10 protein-coding genes are annotated in these 14,901 nt (G+C 68.8%); 6 read left to right on the plus strand and 4 right to left on the minus strand.

Annotated features, from left to right (window positions below):
* Positions 1-157 precede the first annotated feature (157 nt).
* Positions 158-994 carry an alpha/beta fold hydrolase gene (locus AK36_RS25655; protein WP_011879797.1) on the plus strand — a complete coding sequence of 279 codons (837 nt, stop codon included), beginning with the start codon at positions 158-160 and terminating at the stop codon, positions 992-994.
* Between the two features lie 60 nt (positions 995-1,054).
* Here the strand turns inward: AK36_RS25655 and AK36_RS25660 are convergent, their stop codons facing one another.
* From AK36_RS25660 to AK36_RS25675, 4 genes are all read right to left on the minus strand, one after another.
* Entirely contained in the window at positions 1,055-1,762 is a 708-nt protein-coding gene (locus AK36_RS25660) for a DUF3142 domain-containing protein (RefSeq protein ID WP_011879798.1), read from the minus strand.
* Positions 1,763-1,769: 7 nt separating this feature from the next.
* Positions 1,770-3,938 carry a PA5441 family protein gene (locus AK36_RS25665; protein ID WP_011879799.1) on the minus strand — a complete coding sequence of 723 codons (2,169 nt, stop codon included), beginning with the start codon at positions 3,936-3,938 and terminating at the stop codon, positions 1,770-1,772.
* Positions 3,939-4,371: 433 nt separating this feature from the next.
* Positions 4,372-5,778, minus strand: a complete 1,407-nt coding sequence (locus AK36_RS25670; protein WP_011879800.1) for a hypothetical protein — start codon at positions 5,776-5,778, stop codon at positions 4,372-4,374.
* Positions 5,779-6,159: 381 nt separating this feature from the next.
* The gene (locus AK36_RS25675) at positions 6,160-6,921 is read right to left on the minus strand and encodes a 2-keto-4-pentenoate hydratase (RefSeq protein ID WP_011879801.1); all 762 of its coding nucleotides are present in this window, start codon (positions 6,919-6,921) and stop codon (positions 6,160-6,162) included.
* 227 nt (positions 6,922-7,148) lie between these two features.
* Here AK36_RS25675 and AK36_RS25680 point away from each other — a divergent pair, with 227 nt between their 5' ends.
* The 5 genes from AK36_RS25680 to narJ all read left to right on the plus strand — a co-directional run bounded on the left by AK36_RS25680 (position 7,149) and on the right by narJ (position 14,896).
* A complete protein-coding gene (locus AK36_RS25680) occupies positions 7,149-7,625 on the plus strand; it encodes a universal stress protein (protein ID WP_011879802.1) in 477 nt (158 codons plus the stop codon).
* A 16-nt stretch (positions 7,626-7,641) separates the two neighbouring features.
* Positions 7,642-7,833: a DUF2964 family protein gene (locus tag AK36_RS25685; protein ID WP_011879803.1), complete on the plus strand. Its 192-nt coding sequence runs from the start codon at positions 7,642-7,644 to the stop codon at positions 7,831-7,833.
* Between the two features lie 1,080 nt (positions 7,834-8,913).
* Positions 8,914-12,678 (plus strand): nitrate reductase subunit alpha, encoded by a 3,765-nt coding sequence (locus AK36_RS25690; protein WP_011879804.1) that lies wholly within the window; start codon positions 8,914-8,916, stop codon positions 12,676-12,678.
* Positions 12,675-14,204, plus strand: coding sequence for a nitrate reductase subunit beta (gene narH / locus AK36_RS25695; RefSeq protein ID WP_011879805.1), 1,530 nt, complete (start codon positions 12,675-12,677; stop codon positions 14,202-14,204). Before AK36_RS25690 ends, narH begins: the two co-directional genes overlap by 4 nt.
* Positions 14,201-14,896 carry a nitrate reductase molybdenum cofactor assembly chaperone gene (gene narJ, locus AK36_RS25700; protein WP_011879806.1) on the plus strand — a complete coding sequence of 232 codons (696 nt, stop codon included), beginning with the start codon at positions 14,201-14,203 and terminating at the stop codon, positions 14,894-14,896. The genes narH and narJ overlap by 4 nt, the downstream gene beginning before the upstream one ends.
* Positions 14,897-14,901: the final 5 nt, after the last annotated feature.

A 14,901-nucleotide genomic window follows, 5' to 3' on the forward strand; every position in this document is an offset into this window, starting at 1 on the left:
TTTGGCTTCATGACGCGGTCGCAGTTTTCCGCTACAACGAAGAGGTGCCGAATCGAGCGGCGCGGCATGCTGGCGCCGCGCCGCAACTCGATCCCGCCATCCGCCAGGATGGCCCGCCGGCATGCGACGTCCACCTACCCCAAAGGAGCCTGCAGCCATGCCGTACATCACTACGAAGGACCACGTCGACATCTTCTACAAGGACTGGGGCGCGAGGGACGCCCAGCCGATCATGTTCCACCACGGCTGGCCGCTGTCTTCCGACGACTGGGATGCGCAGATGCTGTTCTTCGTGCAACGCGGCTTTCGCGTGATCGCGCACGACCGCCGTGGCCACGGCCGCTCGACGCAGGTGTCGGACGGCCACGACATGGATCACTACGCGGCCGATGCGTTCGCGGTGGTCGAAGCGCTCGACCTGCGCAACGCGGTGCACGTCGGCCACTCGACCGGCGGCGGCGAGGTCGCGCGCTATGTGGCGCGGCACGGCGAGCCGGCCGGCCGCGTCGCGAAGGCGGTGCTGGTCAGCGCGGTGCCGCCGCTGATGCTCAAGACCGACGCGAATCCGGCGGGGCTGCCGCTCGAGGTCTTCGACGGCTTCCGCAAGGCGCTCGCCGACAACCGCGCGCAGTTCTACCTCGACGTGCCGTCCGGCCCGTTCTACGGCTTCAACCGGCCCGGGGCGACGGTGCATCAGGGCGTGATCCAGAACTGGTGGCGTCAGGGGATGATCGGCAGCGCGAAGGCGCACTACGACGGGATCAAGGCGTTCTCCGAAACCGACCAGACGGAAGACCTGCGGTCGATCTCGGTGCCGACGCTGGTGCTGCATGGCGAGGACGACCAGATCGTGCCGATCGCGGATGCCGCACTGAAGTCGATCAAGCTGCTGAAGAACGGCACGCTGAAAACCTATCCCGGCTATTCGCACGGGATGCTGACGGTCAACGCGGACGTCCTCAACGCCGACCTGCTGGCGTTCGTCCAGGCGTAATCAGCTAGCGGCGGCGCGGCACTGCCCACGCGGGCGGCGCCACCGCCGCATAGCCGCGCGTTAGCCGTTGCGCAGAAACACGACGTAGCCGCGGAACCACGGATTGGCCGCGAGGTACGGCGGCGCGTCCCACTCGCCGCCCTGGATCACGCCGATGCGAAACGGCAGCGCGAGCCGCGCGACGCGCGGCAGGTATGCGGCGTAATCGGGGATCGTGCTGCGCCTCTGATACGTCTGCACGACCACCTCGTCGACGATTCCCCTAAGCTGGTTGACCTGATCGGTATCGATGCGGCTGCTCCAGTCGAGCAGCCCGGTGATGCTGAGCTGGCATTCGGCGGGCAGCGTTTGGCGCAGCGTCCGCAGAAATTCGACGTAGTCCTGCAGATGGCGCGTGCGTGCGTCGAAGTCGATCTGGATGCCGGCGATGGTGCGGCCCGACGCGCGCCAGCGTTCGAGCTGCGCGAGCATGATCTGCGACACGCGCGGCGTCCAGCGCAGCGTGTGTGCGCGGTAGACGAGCCACACGCGCGCGTTCGGCGCGCGCGGCAGCGCGACGCCCTGCGCGATGACGCGCACCTGCGAGTCGTCGCGCGGCGACGCTTCGATCTGCCCGAGCAGCACGTACACGGTGCGCGCGCCACTCACCACCGGCTGCGGCTTCACGCCGGCCCACAGCCAGAACGCGTCGTAGTCGCGCGCATCGACGGTGCCGCCCAGCGCCGCGCGGGCCGCCAGCAGCAGCGCGACGCACGCGAGCCGCCTCATGCGGCGCTCACCAGTAGTAGCGCAGCTTGCGCGCCCAAGGCGTGCCCGCATAGCTGGTCTTCAGCGTGTCGAACCAGCGCTTGCGCGCGCTCTTCGGTACGTCCTTGCCGCCGCATTCGTTGGAGCCGGCCGGCGCATAGCAGTTGATCGCCCGGTACAGCGCATACGCGCGATCGTTCGGGTTCGCCTGCGCATCGGCGATCACCGTCACGTAGCTCGACATCCGCTCGTACGGCTTGCCCGCGAACTGCGACGGCGCGTCACCGAGCGTCGGCGGCACGCGCGTGGCGGCGGCCGGCGCGCTGCGCAGCCACGCCGGGGTCGCATAGCTTTCGATGCCGGCTGCGGGCGGATGAAGGCGCACGAAGTCCGCAAGGCAGTTGAGCGCTGGTGCGTCGGCGGGGTTTTGCTGCAGCGCCGCGGCGATGTCGCGCGCGGACGGGCACACGTAGCCGTCCGCATTGCGCGCGCCGGACGCGACGAACGGCTTCAGCGGCTCGGCCGGCGCACCGGACACCAGCGCGGTATCGGCGACGAAGTCGGCGTAGCGGCCGCGCGTGAGCTCCTTGTACAGCAGCGTGTACAGCGCAGTGTCGCGCAGCGCCGCGCTGGTCGCTGGGTTCTGCGCCTGCGTGCGCAGCAGCGCCGCCCCGGCCGTACGCTGCAACAGCACGGCGCGGATCGCCGCATTCTGCACCGGCGAATCGGCGGCGAACGCGTCGTCGACGCGCCCGGCCTGTTCGAGATTGATCGCGAGCGCGAGTTCGAGCGCCTCGCGCTGGAAGCGCAGGGTCGCGAGCGGGATCAGGTCGCGCCACAGCTGCCGCGCCTGATCGGCCTTGCCGCTGTCCTCCAGCGCGAAGCCGCGCAGCGCCTGCTGGCTCAGTCCGAAGTAGTCGAGCGGCGCGGCCGGCGCCTGCGGCAGCAGTGCGAGCGCGGCATCGGGCTTGTGCCCGATCTGCAGATACCAGGTCGCGACCAGATAGTCGTACAGCGCCGGCGCGTTCGCGAAGCGCGGCTTCTGCGCCTGCAGATCGTCCAGCGTCAGCGGCTTGTTGCGGCTCGGGTCCGTGCTGTCCGACGTGCGCATGCGCAGCAGGTCGACGGTCGCGAGCACGGTCGGCGACTGGATCCGGCTCGCGTCGAATTCTGGCCCGAACAGCAGCTTGCTGTCGAGTTCGTTTGCGAGCTGTATCAGCGGCACGTTCGACGTCGCGGGCGACCAGCGCGCGAGCGCGTGACCGTACAGGTCGGCCTGTTGCGTGACGTTGCCGCCGAGCCACGCGATGCGCCGCAACAGCCCGGTCGCGGACACCGCGTAGTCGCCCTGCGGATAGATCTTCAGGTAGGTGCGAAACACGGTGTCGGCGGCGTCGAGCGACACCTTCGTCACGCGTGCGCGCGACGGCGCCGGGTTGTCGTTGTCGAATGCGTTGGCCTGCGCGGCGTTCAGCTGCGCGCGCCCGGTCATGTAGAGCGCGGTTTCCTTCAGCCACGGGTTCGCGCCGTGCGACGCGCTCGCGAACGCGCGCGTCGCGGTGAGGAAGTCGGCGCGATAGAACGCGTTGGTGCCGTCGAGGTAGGTCGCGAAGTCGCGGGCGAGCGCCGATTTGACCGGCGGTCGCGTCCAGGAAGCGGTCGCGCCGCCCGCGGCGCAGGTCTTCTGCGCGATGTCGGCGCGGGCGGCGCGCAGGCGCGCGGCTTCGTCGGCGGGAAGGCCGGCCGCTCCGCTCAGGGCGTCGTTGAACGCTTGCGCGCCCGACTCCATGCTGCGGCAGATGCTGCCTTCGCCGTCGGCGTAGCGGTTCGACGATGGATCGGCGTCCTGTCCGTCGCCGGTCTTGTCGGGCGACTTCTGGCCGATATCGATCCAGCCGGAAAAATCCATCGGGAACGGCACGACGATCTGGTTGATCCGCTCCTTCGCCGGGATCGTCTTCGGGTCCGGGAATACCTGCGCGACCTTGCGGCTTTCGACCATCATCAGCAGCGCGTTGATCCGCGTGTCGTTGCCGGGGCTCAGCATCGGCACGTTGCCGCACGAGTAGGCGCCCTGCCGCAGCGTGAGCTGCACGTCGCAGGTGTCGTCGGAGCTGGCATGGGCGGCGGGAACGCAAAGCAGGCTGGCCGTCAGCGCGGCGAGCAGGTTGCGGTGCAGCGTCAGGGTGATTGGCATTTTTCTTGTGCTTGGATGGGGGCGCGACGGCCGGTTCTCTCAGGAGGATTTCGCCTCGGCGCGTATCGTACATCACGTGTGGCGGGGAGTTGGGGACTTCGCGGGGCGCTGGTGCCTGCGGTGAGAACGATGCCGATGCCGATGCCGAAAGTGACGGCGATGTCGGGCTCGGCCGGACACCGCGCGTCGCGACGGTCCGAACCGTGTACCCGCTGCCGGCCGCGCATTGGATGGCGCGGCTGGCAGCGCGAATGGCGTCGACCGTCGAATGGTCGATGAAGCTCTTGAGCGTTGTAGACGAAGCGCAGACGGACGGCGCAATCGCGCGTGGGCTGGGACGACCGCGCCGCGCTGGAGCCGCACAGGCTCGTTGAGCCTGCCGACCGCTTATGCGGCGCGCATCAACGCGCGACGCGATGCGTCGAGTAACGCGTCACGCATCGTTCACGGCGTTGTCGGCCTGGTCGCCGTCGATCGCGGCCAGCAGATCGTCGACGCCGACCATCAGCGCGCGCACCTGCCGTAGCGATTCGTACTGGTGCAGCACCGGCCGCCACGACGGTTGCGTCAGCAACGCTTCCCAGACGGCCTGCAGGATGGCCGTGTCGGCGTCCCCGTGCTGCGCCAGCGCGCTCGCATACGCGAGGCTCGCCGGCGTCGACAGCAGCTGCATCCGGCTGGCCGCGCCGAGCAGCCGCGGCGTCGGGTCGGCCGACGCATCGCAGCAGTACAGCACCTCGCGCTGCAATGCCGCATCGTCGATCGTCAGCGCGTGCAGCGACGCGCCGTGCACGCGTATCGAGCCTTCACGCGTGTCGAACGCGTAGACGGTATGCGGATCGGCTTGCGCGAGCAGGCTCAGCCCGCGCAGCAGGCGCGGCAGATCGGACGTGGCCGCATCCGCGGATGCCTTCGCCTCGACGAGGAACCGCATGTTCCACGCGGTCGACGGATCGCCGCCGCGCGCGCGCTCGAGCAGCACCGCGTCCCATTCGGTCTTCGCGCGGTCGTGCTTGCCCGGAATCGACGCCGGCACGCGCATCGACGTGACGACCCGATACGTGCGCTGCGCGTCGATCGCGTCGAGCTGGTCGGCCAGCGTCCCGAGGGCCAGCGCGGCCAGCGCTTCGACCGCCGCGCCGCGCCGTTGCGACGTCGCGCCTTGCGCGACGGCCAGCGCGCTGCCTTCGGGCGGCCCCTGGCGTTCCCACAGTGCGCGGTACTGCCGAACCGCCGGGTCGACCGACAGCGCGGCGAGGCGCTGCAGACGTGCGAGCGCCGGGTTGTCGTGGAGTTTCGCGAGGTCCCGCTGGAATGCCGGGTCGGCTGCCGTTTCCGGCTGCGCAAGCAGGTGTCGCAGTTCGGCGTAGAGCGTGTCCCACGACGCGCCGGCCGCGGCCGCATGCAGCCGCGCGAGCGGCGCGCGCTGCCACGCATGCGCGTGCCGCTCGAGCCGCGCCGGATGCGCGATCGTGTTGACGGCCGAGCGCAGCGTGCGCCGATCCGGTTCGGCGTGGGCGGCGAGCGACGCGTATTCGCGCACGACCGGCGCGCGATGCCGCAACACGGCGGCCTGGAACGCGGGATCGCCGCCGCGCGCGTCCATCGCGGCGCGGATGATCCGCGCGAGCGCGTCGACGAAACGCTGCTGCAACGCGGCGCCGGGCGCTCGGCCGTCGGCGAGCTCGCGGCGCGCTTCGTCGATCACGGTCGCGACGACGACGGCCGGATTCGTCGCGTCGTCGAGCGACGACGCAGGCACGAGCGGCGGCAATCGGTAACGGCGATCGACGGTGCGCAGGACTTCGTCGAGCAGGGCGGGTAACGGTGCGGGCGGCATGGCGAAGGACCGGTGGAGGCGGTGCGTGCGCGATGTGCAACGGTATCACGTGGCGCCGGCACGCTGCGCGAGGGGTGATTGCGGTGTAGCCCGGTGGCGAAGGCGCGCCGGGACGTTGGGCTCGGCATGGCGCGGCGTGGGCAGCGGCTGCCTCAGGCTCAACCGACGCTTCAACCTCGACCGAGGCGCGCGACCTGCCCGAACTTCGCGACGGCTCGCGCGTCATGCCGTCCGCGTCACCGAGGCGGTTGCGACGCTGCCGCGCGCGGAAGTCGCGCCGCTGCGTTGCCCTGAATCCGGGGCAACAGCGGCTGCGGGCGCCTCGGCCTCAGCGTCAACCGACGCCTCAACCGCCGCGCGCGACCTGCTACGACTCGGCCGTCAAGCCGTCAGCGTGACCGTCAGGCTGCCCAGCTCGCCGAAGCGCACGGTCAGCACATCGCCGAGCGGCACGTCGATCGCGCCCGCATACGAGCCGGTCGTCACGATCTGGCCGGCGCGCGCGCCGTCGCCGCGCGACGCGAGGAAGTTCACGAGCCACACGAGCGGCTTGAGCGGATCGCCGTCCGGATGGCGGCCGTCGATCGTGCGGTTCAGCGCGCCTTCGAACGACAGCGCGAGCGTCTCCAGCGGTGCGTTCAGTCCGTCTTGCACGACGGGGCCGACACACAGCCCCTGGTTGAACTGGCCGTCGGCGAGGAGTTCGAACTTCGACGCGCGGGCCGGCTCCGCATAGCGGCAGCCCAGCACTTCGAGCACGATGCGCACTTCGCGAATCGCGCCGCGCACGGCGTCGTCGTCGTACGGCTGCGCGCGCGCGGGCAGGTCGCGATCGAGCATGAACGCGATCTCCGGCTCGATGCGCACGATCGGGCCGCCCACGACGCGGTACGGCCCATCGGCTTCGCGGATCGTCGACGCGAAGATCGGCGCGACGATCACGCGATCCGGCGGCGGCAGCGCACATTTCCATCCGCCGATGGTTTCGCCGAGCAGGTCGGCGACGCGATGCTGGATCGCCAGCGCGGTGTCGACGTCCTGCGGGCGGCAGGCATCGGGCAGCAGCGGGCCGGGCACGCCGGCATGGCGGGCGGCGACGAGATGCTGGGCGGCGCCGTCCACGCGTTCGGTAGTCGTTGTCATGTCGGTTGAGTGAGGTGAAAGTGGGCCGGCAAAACGGGGCCGGACGCAGATCGAAGGTCTGATGATAGCGCCTTCGGCGCGATGCACCGAGCGTGGCGCGCGGCGCTTGGCCGCACAACGGGATTTTCGCGGAGCTTGATCGTCGTCAAGCCCGCAGCCGCACGCGCGCTGATGATGGTGACACGGCCGCGCGACGTTGCGCGGCAACTCACCCCAGCGAGGAACGCATGTACAAGAAGATCATGGTGGCCGTGGACGGCAGCGCTTCGTCGAAACAGGCGCTTGCGGAGGCATTGAAGATGGCGAAGGTGGGCGGCGGGAACGTCAGCATCGTCTACGTGGTCGACAAGTCGGTGCTGTTTACGTATGCGGGGCGCTTCGATCCGAATGCGCTCATCGAGGAAATCCGCACCGAGGGCACCCGCGTGCTGCGCGAAGCCGAACAGACGGTCGCGGCGGCCGGTGCGCAGGGCGAAGGCGAGCTCGTCGAGACGGAAAGCATCGGCGAGGACGTCGCGGAACGCCTGCAGCGTTACGTGAAGGAACACGGCATCGAGCTGGCGGTGGTCGGCACGCATGGCCGCCGCGGCTTCCGGCGCATGCTGCTCGGCAGCGTCGCCGAGCGCTTCCTGCGCGGCTCGAGCTGCCCGGTGCTGCTGATTCGCGGCGACGACGCCGACGTGTCGGCGGCCGCCGCAGCATAACGGCGCGGGGGTCGCGATGATACGTCGCCAGTCCCGCATCGTGGTTGCAGCGATCGCCGTGTTCGTATCGCTGGCCGGCATGATGGCCGTCGTGACCGGGCTGCTGTTCGACGAGACGGTCGCGCTGCGCGGCGGCGCGGCCGCGCTGATCGTCGGCGTGGCGTGCTTCGTCGTGATGCTGAACCCGGGGCCGAAGGGCGAAAGCTGACGCGCCGCGCTTCGCGCGCGTCCTGCCGCAGCATCGTTGGCGGCGGCCTCCGCTGCGCCGCCCCGCGGAGACTTTCCGCCTGCCTCATCCGGCGCGTTCGCGCCGTGCGACCCGACCGGTGTGTCCGCCGCGTCGGGTTTTGTCTATTCCGTCTGCATATTCCGCTCGAGCGCTGCGCGCTCGCCGCGACGTGCCGCACATCGCGGCGCTACGGTGCGATCCGCACTGCGTCGTCGTCGCTTCTCCTGTATGCCCGCCTTTTCTGCCCGGCTGATGCGGCGGTCCGCGCGGCCTGCACGGTACCTTCGTCACCGCATGGCGCGGCAAGGCCACGCACGGTCGGGTTCAAGCACGCTTTTCATAGGCCAAGGCGGAATTGAACGCGCAGCCTAAATCCGTCGCACTCCTTGCACTGCGGCGCGTCGATCACTCTCCGACGACGAGCGCCAGTCCACACCACGCAATCCAATCCCTTCAACTTCGTATTTCGCTCCGGCAACCGTTCGGGAGTGCGGGCTGACGCTTGTGGCCGTGGCCGGCCGGCTGAGACGACGAGCGGCGGTAGATAGCGCAGGCCCCGACACTCAGCGGCCGGTTGCAGCGGACAACACAGGTAGCAACGAGCGACGGCGGGTGGCGGTGGACAGCGCTGGCAGCGACGAGCAACGGCGAGTGGCGGCGGAGAGAGCAGGCCGTAACGAGCAGCGTCGGGCGGCGGCCGACAGCGCGGGCAGCCACGAGCAGCGTCGGCAGGCGGCGGTCAGCGCGGGAGCCACGAGCAGCGTCGGCAGGCGGCGGTCACCGCGACCAGCGGCAAGCAGCCGAGCCGCACCACCCCCATCAGCAGTCAGTACTCCTCCGCCAACCCTCAGCACTCCTCCCCCACCGATCTTCCCCCATTTCCACCGTTGCACGCCGGCGAACGATCCCTCTGATTTGTATCAAGCCGTGATATGTCCTTCTACCAGACAATCTGCCCGACCCGGACAAAACGCGTCGATCAGATGCATCTTTTACGGCCGGCATTCCACCCCTTTCAACAATCTGAGTCTGCCAAAAGACCGGAAAAACGAGATCCCCATGAGCCATTTCCTGGATAGATTGCGTTATTTCTCCACCGCCCGGCCAGGCTTTTCCAACGGGCACGGCGCCGTCACGGACGAGGACCGAAAATGGGAAGACGGCTATCGGCTGCGCTGGCAGCACGACAAGATCGTCCGTTCGACGCATGGCGTGAACTGCACGGGCTCGTGCTCGTGGAAGGTCTACGTGAAAGGCGGGATCGTCACCTGGGAAACCCAGCAGACCGACTACCCGCGCACCCGCCCGGACATGCCGAACCACGAGCCGCGCGGCTGCTCGCGCGGTGCTTCGTATTCCTGGTATCTGTATAGCGCCAACCGCCTCAAGCATCCGATGGTGCGCAGCGCGCTGGTGAAGCTGTGGCGCGAGCGCCGCCGCACGCTGGCGCCCGTCGACGCATGGCGCTCGATCGTCGAGGACGACGCGTCCCGGCGCGCGTACCAGAGCCGGCGCGGCCTCGGCGGCTTCGTGCGCGCGAGCTGGGACGAAGTCAACGAGATCGTTGCGGCCGCAAACGTCTACACGGTCGAGCGGCACGGCCCCGATCGCGTGGTCGGCTTCTCGCCGATCCCGGCGATGTCGATGGTGTCGTATGCGGCGGGCTCGCGCTATCTGTCGCTGATCGGCGGCGTGTGCCTGAGCTTCTACGACTGGTATTGCGACCTGCCGCCGGCCTCGCCGCAGACCTGGGGCGAGCAGACCGACGTGCCGGAATCGGCCGACTGGTACAACTCGACCTTCATCATGATGTGGGGCTCCAACGTCCCGCAGACCCGCACGCCCGACGCGCACTTCCTCGTCGAGGCGCGCTATCGCGGCACCAAGGTCGTGTCGGTGTTTCCCGATTACGCGGAAGGCGCGAAGTTCGGCGACCTGTGGCTGCACCCGAAGCAGGGCACCGACGCGGCGCTCGCGCTCGCGATGGGGCACGTGATCCTCAAGGAATATCACCTGGCGGGCAACAGCGACTACTTCATCGACTACTGCAAGCGCTTCACGGACATGCCGGCGCTCGTTCGGCTCGTGCCGCACGGCGACGGCTACGTGCCCGAGCGCCTCGTGCGCGCGTCCGACTTCGACGATTCGCTCGACGAGGCCGCGCATCCGGACTGGAAAACCGTGATGATCGACGACGCCAACGGCGAATTCGTCGTGCCGGTCGGCTCGGTCGGGTTCCGCTGGGGCCAGCAGGCCGACGCCGACAAGGGCAAATGGAACCTGCGCGGCGAGACGTCGAAGGGCGCGGCGCTGGCGCCGCGGCTGTCGTGCACGGCGGCGCATGACGACGTCGTCGACGTGCTGTTCCCGTACTTCGGCAACCAGCCTCACGCTCATTTCAACTCGACGCACCACGGCTCCGAACTGTCGCGCCGGATCGGCGTGCGGCGCGTCGCGACGCGCAACGGCGAGATGCTGGTCGCGACCGTCTACGACCTGTTCGTCGCGAACTACGGCCTCGACCAGGGATTGGGCGGCCGCGACGTGGCCGCGAGCTACGACGACGACATTCCGTACACGCCCGCGTGGCAGGAAGCGATCACCGGCGTGAAGCGCGCGGACGTGATCTCGGTCGCACGCCAGTTCGCGGAGAACGCGCACAAGACGCAGGGCAAGTCGATGGTGATCATCGGCGCGGGGATCAACCACTGGTTCCATATGGACATGTCGTACCGCGCGATCATCAACATGCTGATCATGTGCGGCTGCATCGGCAAGCCGGGCGGCGGCTGGTCGCATTACGTCGGGCAAGAGAAGCTGCGTCCGCAAACAGGCTGGACCGCGCTCGCGTTCGCGCTCGACTGGACCCGGCCGCCGCGGCACATGAACGCGACGTCGTTCTTCTACGCGCACACCGACCAGTGGCGCTACGACACGATGGACCCGAGCACGCTGCTGTCGCCGCTCGCCGACAAGACGCAGTTCCACGGATCGCCGATCGACTACAACGTGCGCGCGGAGCGGATGGGCTGGCTGCCGTCCGCGCCGCAGTTGGCGGTGAATCCGCTCAAGGTCGGCGCGAGTCTCGGCGATGCCGCGCCCGCGGGCGCCGAGCTCGCGCGGCAGTTGCGGAACGGCACGCTGCAAATGGCGTGCGAAGACCCGGACGCGCCCGAGAACTTCCCGCGCAACCTGTTCGTCTGGCGCTCGAACCTGCTCGGCTCGTCGGGCAAGGGCCACGAGTATTTCCTGAAGCATCTGCTCGGCACGACCAACGGCGTGCAGGGCGAGGATCTCGGCGCGACGGGCGGCGCGCGGCCGGAGGAAGTGAAGTGGCGCGCCGACGCGCCGCGCGGCAAGCTCGACCTGCTCGTCACGCTCGACTTCCGGATGTCGACCACCTGCATGTATTCCGACGTCGTGCTGCCCACGGCGACCTGGTACGAGAAGGACGACATGAACACGTCCGACATGCACCCGTTCATCCATCCGCTGTCGGCGGCGGTCGATCCAGCGTGGGAATCGAAGAGCGACTGGGAGATCTTCAAGGGCATCGCGAAGCGCTTCTCGGAGCTGTGCGACGGCCACCTCGGCGTCGAGCGCGACGTCGTGCTCGCGCCGATCGCGCACGATACGCCGGGCGAACTCGCGCAGCCGTTCGACGTGCAGGACTGGAAGCGCGGCGAATGCGAGCCGGTGCCGGGCCGCACGATGCCGGCCGTGATCGCGGTCGAGCGCGACTACCCGAACACCTACGCGCGCTTCACGTCGCTCGGCCCGCTGCTGGACAAGCTCGGCAACGGCGGCAAGGGCATCGGCTGGGACACCAGGGACGAAGTGAAGCTGCTCGGCGAGCTGAACTACAAGGTCGCCGACGGCGCCGCACGCGGGCGCCCGCGCATCGACACCGCGCTCGACGCGGCCGAGGTGATACTCGCGCTCGCGCCCGAGACCAACGGCGAAGTCGCGGTGAAGGCGTGGCGCGCGCTGTCCGGCATCACCGGCATCGACCACACGCATCTGGCCGCCGCGCGCGAGGACGAGAAGATCCGCTTCCGCGACATCCAGGCGCAGCCGCGCAAGATCATCTCGTCGCCGACGTGGAGCGGGATCGAATCCGAGCACGTGTCGTACAACGCCGGCTATGTGAACGTGCACGAGCTGGTGCCGTGGCGCACGCTGACCGGCCGTCAGCAGCTGTATCAGGACCATGCGTGGATGCGCGCGTTCGGCGAGTCGCTGTGCGTGTACAAGCCGCCGGTCGACACGGGCAGCTATGCGCACATGGTCGGCACGCGCTCGAACGGCAACCCCGAGCGCGTGCTGAACTTCCTGACGCCGCATCAGAAGTGGGGCATCCACAGCACCTACACGGACAACCTGCTGATGCTCACGCTGTCGCGCGGCGGCCCGATCGTGTGGATGTCGGAGGACGACGCGAAGGCGATCGGCGCGGTCGACAACGACTGGATCGAGTGCTTCAACTCGAACGGCGCGTTGTGCGCGCGGGCGGTCGTGAGCCAGCGGATCCCGTCGGGGATGGTGATGATGTACCACGCGCAGGAGAAGATCGTGAACACGCCGGGCTCCGAGATAACGGGCACGCGCGGCGGCATCCACAACTCGGTCACGCGCATCGCGCTGAAGCCGACGCACATGATCGGCGGCTATGCGCAGCTGTCGTACGGCTTCAATTACTACGGCACGGTCGGCTCGAATCGCGACGAGTTCCTGATCGTGCGCAAGATGAACAACATCGACTGGCTCGACGGGGAAGAACCCGTCGGCGCCACGCCGAACGTCCGCGCCGGAGAAACGTCATGAAGATACGTGCACAGATCGCGATGGTGCTGAACCTCGACAAGTGCATCGGGTGTCACACCTGCTCGGTGACCTGCAAGAACGTGTGGACCAGCCGCGAAGGGATGGAATACGCGTGGTTCAACAACGTCGAGACCAAGCCGGGCATCGGCTATCCGAAGGACTGGGAGAACCAGGACCGCTGGCGCGGCGGCTGGCAGCGCCGCGCCGACGGCCGGATCGAGCCGCGTCAGGGCGGCAAGTGGCGGCTGCTCGCGCAGATCTTCGCGAACCCGCATCTGCCCGAGATCGACGACTACTACGAGCCGTTCACGTTCGACTACGGGCATCTGCAGGAGGCCGGCCACGCGCGCGCGATGCCGGTGGCACGACCGCGCTCGCTGATCAGCGGCCAGCGCCTCGAGAAGATCGAGTGGGGGCCGAACTGGGAGGAGATTCTCGGCGGCGAGTTCGAGAAGCGCGCGAAGGACTACAACTTCGAGGCGGTCCAGAAGGAGATCTACGGGCAGTTCGAGAACACCTTCATGATGTACCTGCCGCGCCTGTGCGAACACTGCCTGAACCCGGCGTGCGTCGCGTCGTGCCCGTCGGGCTCGATCTACAAGCGCGAGGAGGACGGCATCGTGCTGATCGATCAGGACAAGTGTCGCGGCTGGCGCATGTGCGTGTCCGGATGCCCGTACAAGAAGATCTACTACAACTGGCAGAGCGGCAAGGCCGAGAAGTGCATCTTCTGCTATCCGCGCATCGAGGCCGGCCAGCCGACCGTGTGCTCGGAAACCTGTGTCGGCCGCATCCGCTATCTCGGCGTGCTGCTGTACGACGCCGACCGGATCAGCGAGGCCGCCAGCGCCGAGAGCGAGCAGGACCTGTACGAGGCGCAACTGTCGCTGTTCCTCGATCCGAACGACCCGACGGTGATCGCGCAGGCCGAGCGCGACGGCGTGCCGGCCGCGTGGCTCGACGCCGCGCGCCGTTCGCCGGCCTACAAGATGGCGATCGACTGGAAGATCGCGTTCCCGCTGCATCCGGAATACCGGACGCTGCCGATGGTCTGGTACGTGCCGCCGCTGTCGCCCATCAATGCTGCCGCGAACAGCGGCGAGCTCGGGATGAACGGCTACCTGCCCGACGTCGAATCGCTGCGCATTCCGCTGCGCTATCTGGCGAACCTGCTGACGGCCGGCGACGAGGCGCCCGTGAAGCTCGCGCTCGAACGGCTGCTGGCGATGCGCGCGTTCATGCGCGCGCGCCACGTCGACGGCGTCGACGCGCGCGGCGTGCTCGACCAGGTCGGGCTGTCGCTCGCGCAGGTCGAGGAGATGTACCGCTATCTCGCGATCGCGAACTACGAGGATCGCTTCGTGATCCCGACCACGCATCGCGAGTACGCAGAGAACGCGTACGACCTGCGCGCCTCGTGCGGCTTCTCGTTCGGCAACGGCTGTTCGGACGGCCGCTCCGAGGGGAGCCTGTTCAGTCCGAAGAAAGGCGCGAAAACCATTCCGATCAACGAGGTATCGCGATGAGCGGCGCACCCGATCCGACCTATGCGGCGTTCGCGGCGCTGCTCGACTATCCCGACGACACGCTCGTCGACGTGCTCGATTCGATCGACGGCCACCTGCGCGAGCGGGCGCAGCTGCCGAAGCGCGCGCGCACCGGCCTCGAGCGGTTTTTCGCGTACGTGCGTGCGCGCGACCTGCTCACGCTGCAGGAGAACTACGTCGCGCTGTTCGACCGCGGCCGCGCGACGTCGCTGCATCTGTTCGAGCACGTGCACGGTGAATCGCGCGACCGCGGGCAGGCGATGGTCGACCTTCTGCAGATGTACGAGCGCCACGGGCTGACGCTGAACCCCGGCGAGCTGCCCGATTATCTGCCCGTGTTCCTCGAATACCTGTCGCGCCTGCCCGCGCCCGACGCACGCACGCTGCTCGCCGAGACCGGCGACATCCTCACCGCGCTTGCCGGCCAGCTCGCGCGGCGCGGCAGCCATTACAGCTTCGTTGTCGGCGCGCTGCTGCCGCTCGCCGGCCTGGCGCCGGTCGAGCCGCCGGCCGCCGCGGACGACGACGTGGCGGCCGTGAAGCCCGGTGCGGACGACTACCGCGCGCTCGACGCGTCGTATGCGGATGAAGCCGTGCGCTTCGTCGGCGCGGCGACGCCGGCCGAGCAGACGATCCAGTTCCACGACAAGCGGCCCGCCCGCAGCGCGTGAGCGCG

The organism is Burkholderia vietnamiensis LMG 10929 (genome assembly GCF_000959445.1).
Taxonomy (GTDB): domain Bacteria; phylum Pseudomonadota; class Gammaproteobacteria; order Burkholderiales; family Burkholderiaceae; genus Burkholderia; species Burkholderia vietnamiensis.

Excerpts from the sequence above, each read along its gene's own strand:
- AK36_RS25655 (WP_011879797.1), top strand. The coding sequence starts at position 158 with ATGCCGTACATCACTACGAAGGACCACGTCGACATCTTCTACAAGGAC.
- AK36_RS25660 (WP_011879798.1), bottom strand. The coding sequence starts at position 1,762 with ATGAGGCGGCTCGCGTGCGTCGCGCTGCTGCTGGCGGCCCGCGCGGCG.
- AK36_RS25665 (WP_011879799.1), bottom strand. The coding sequence starts at position 3,938 with ATGCCAATCACCCTGACGCTGCACCGCAACCTGCTCGCCGCGCTGACG.
- AK36_RS25670 (WP_011879800.1), bottom strand. The coding sequence starts at position 5,778 with ATGCCGCCCGCACCGTTACCCGCCCTGCTCGACGAAGTCCTGCGCACC.
- AK36_RS25675 (WP_011879801.1), bottom strand. The coding sequence starts at position 6,921 with ATGACAACGACTACCGAACGCGTGGACGGCGCCGCCCAGCATCTCGTC.
- AK36_RS25680 (WP_011879802.1), top strand. The coding sequence starts at position 7,149 with ATGTACAAGAAGATCATGGTGGCCGTGGACGGCAGCGCTTCGTCGAAA.
- AK36_RS25685 (WP_011879803.1), top strand. The coding sequence starts at position 7,642 with ATGATACGTCGCCAGTCCCGCATCGTGGTTGCAGCGATCGCCGTGTTC.
- AK36_RS25690 (WP_011879804.1), top strand. The coding sequence starts at position 8,914 with ATGAGCCATTTCCTGGATAGATTGCGTTATTTCTCCACCGCCCGGCCA.
- narH (WP_011879805.1), top strand. The coding sequence starts at position 12,675 with ATGAAGATACGTGCACAGATCGCGATGGTGCTGAACCTCGACAAGTGC.
- narJ (WP_011879806.1), top strand. The coding sequence starts at position 14,201 with ATGAGCGGCGCACCCGATCCGACCTATGCGGCGTTCGCGGCGCTGCTC.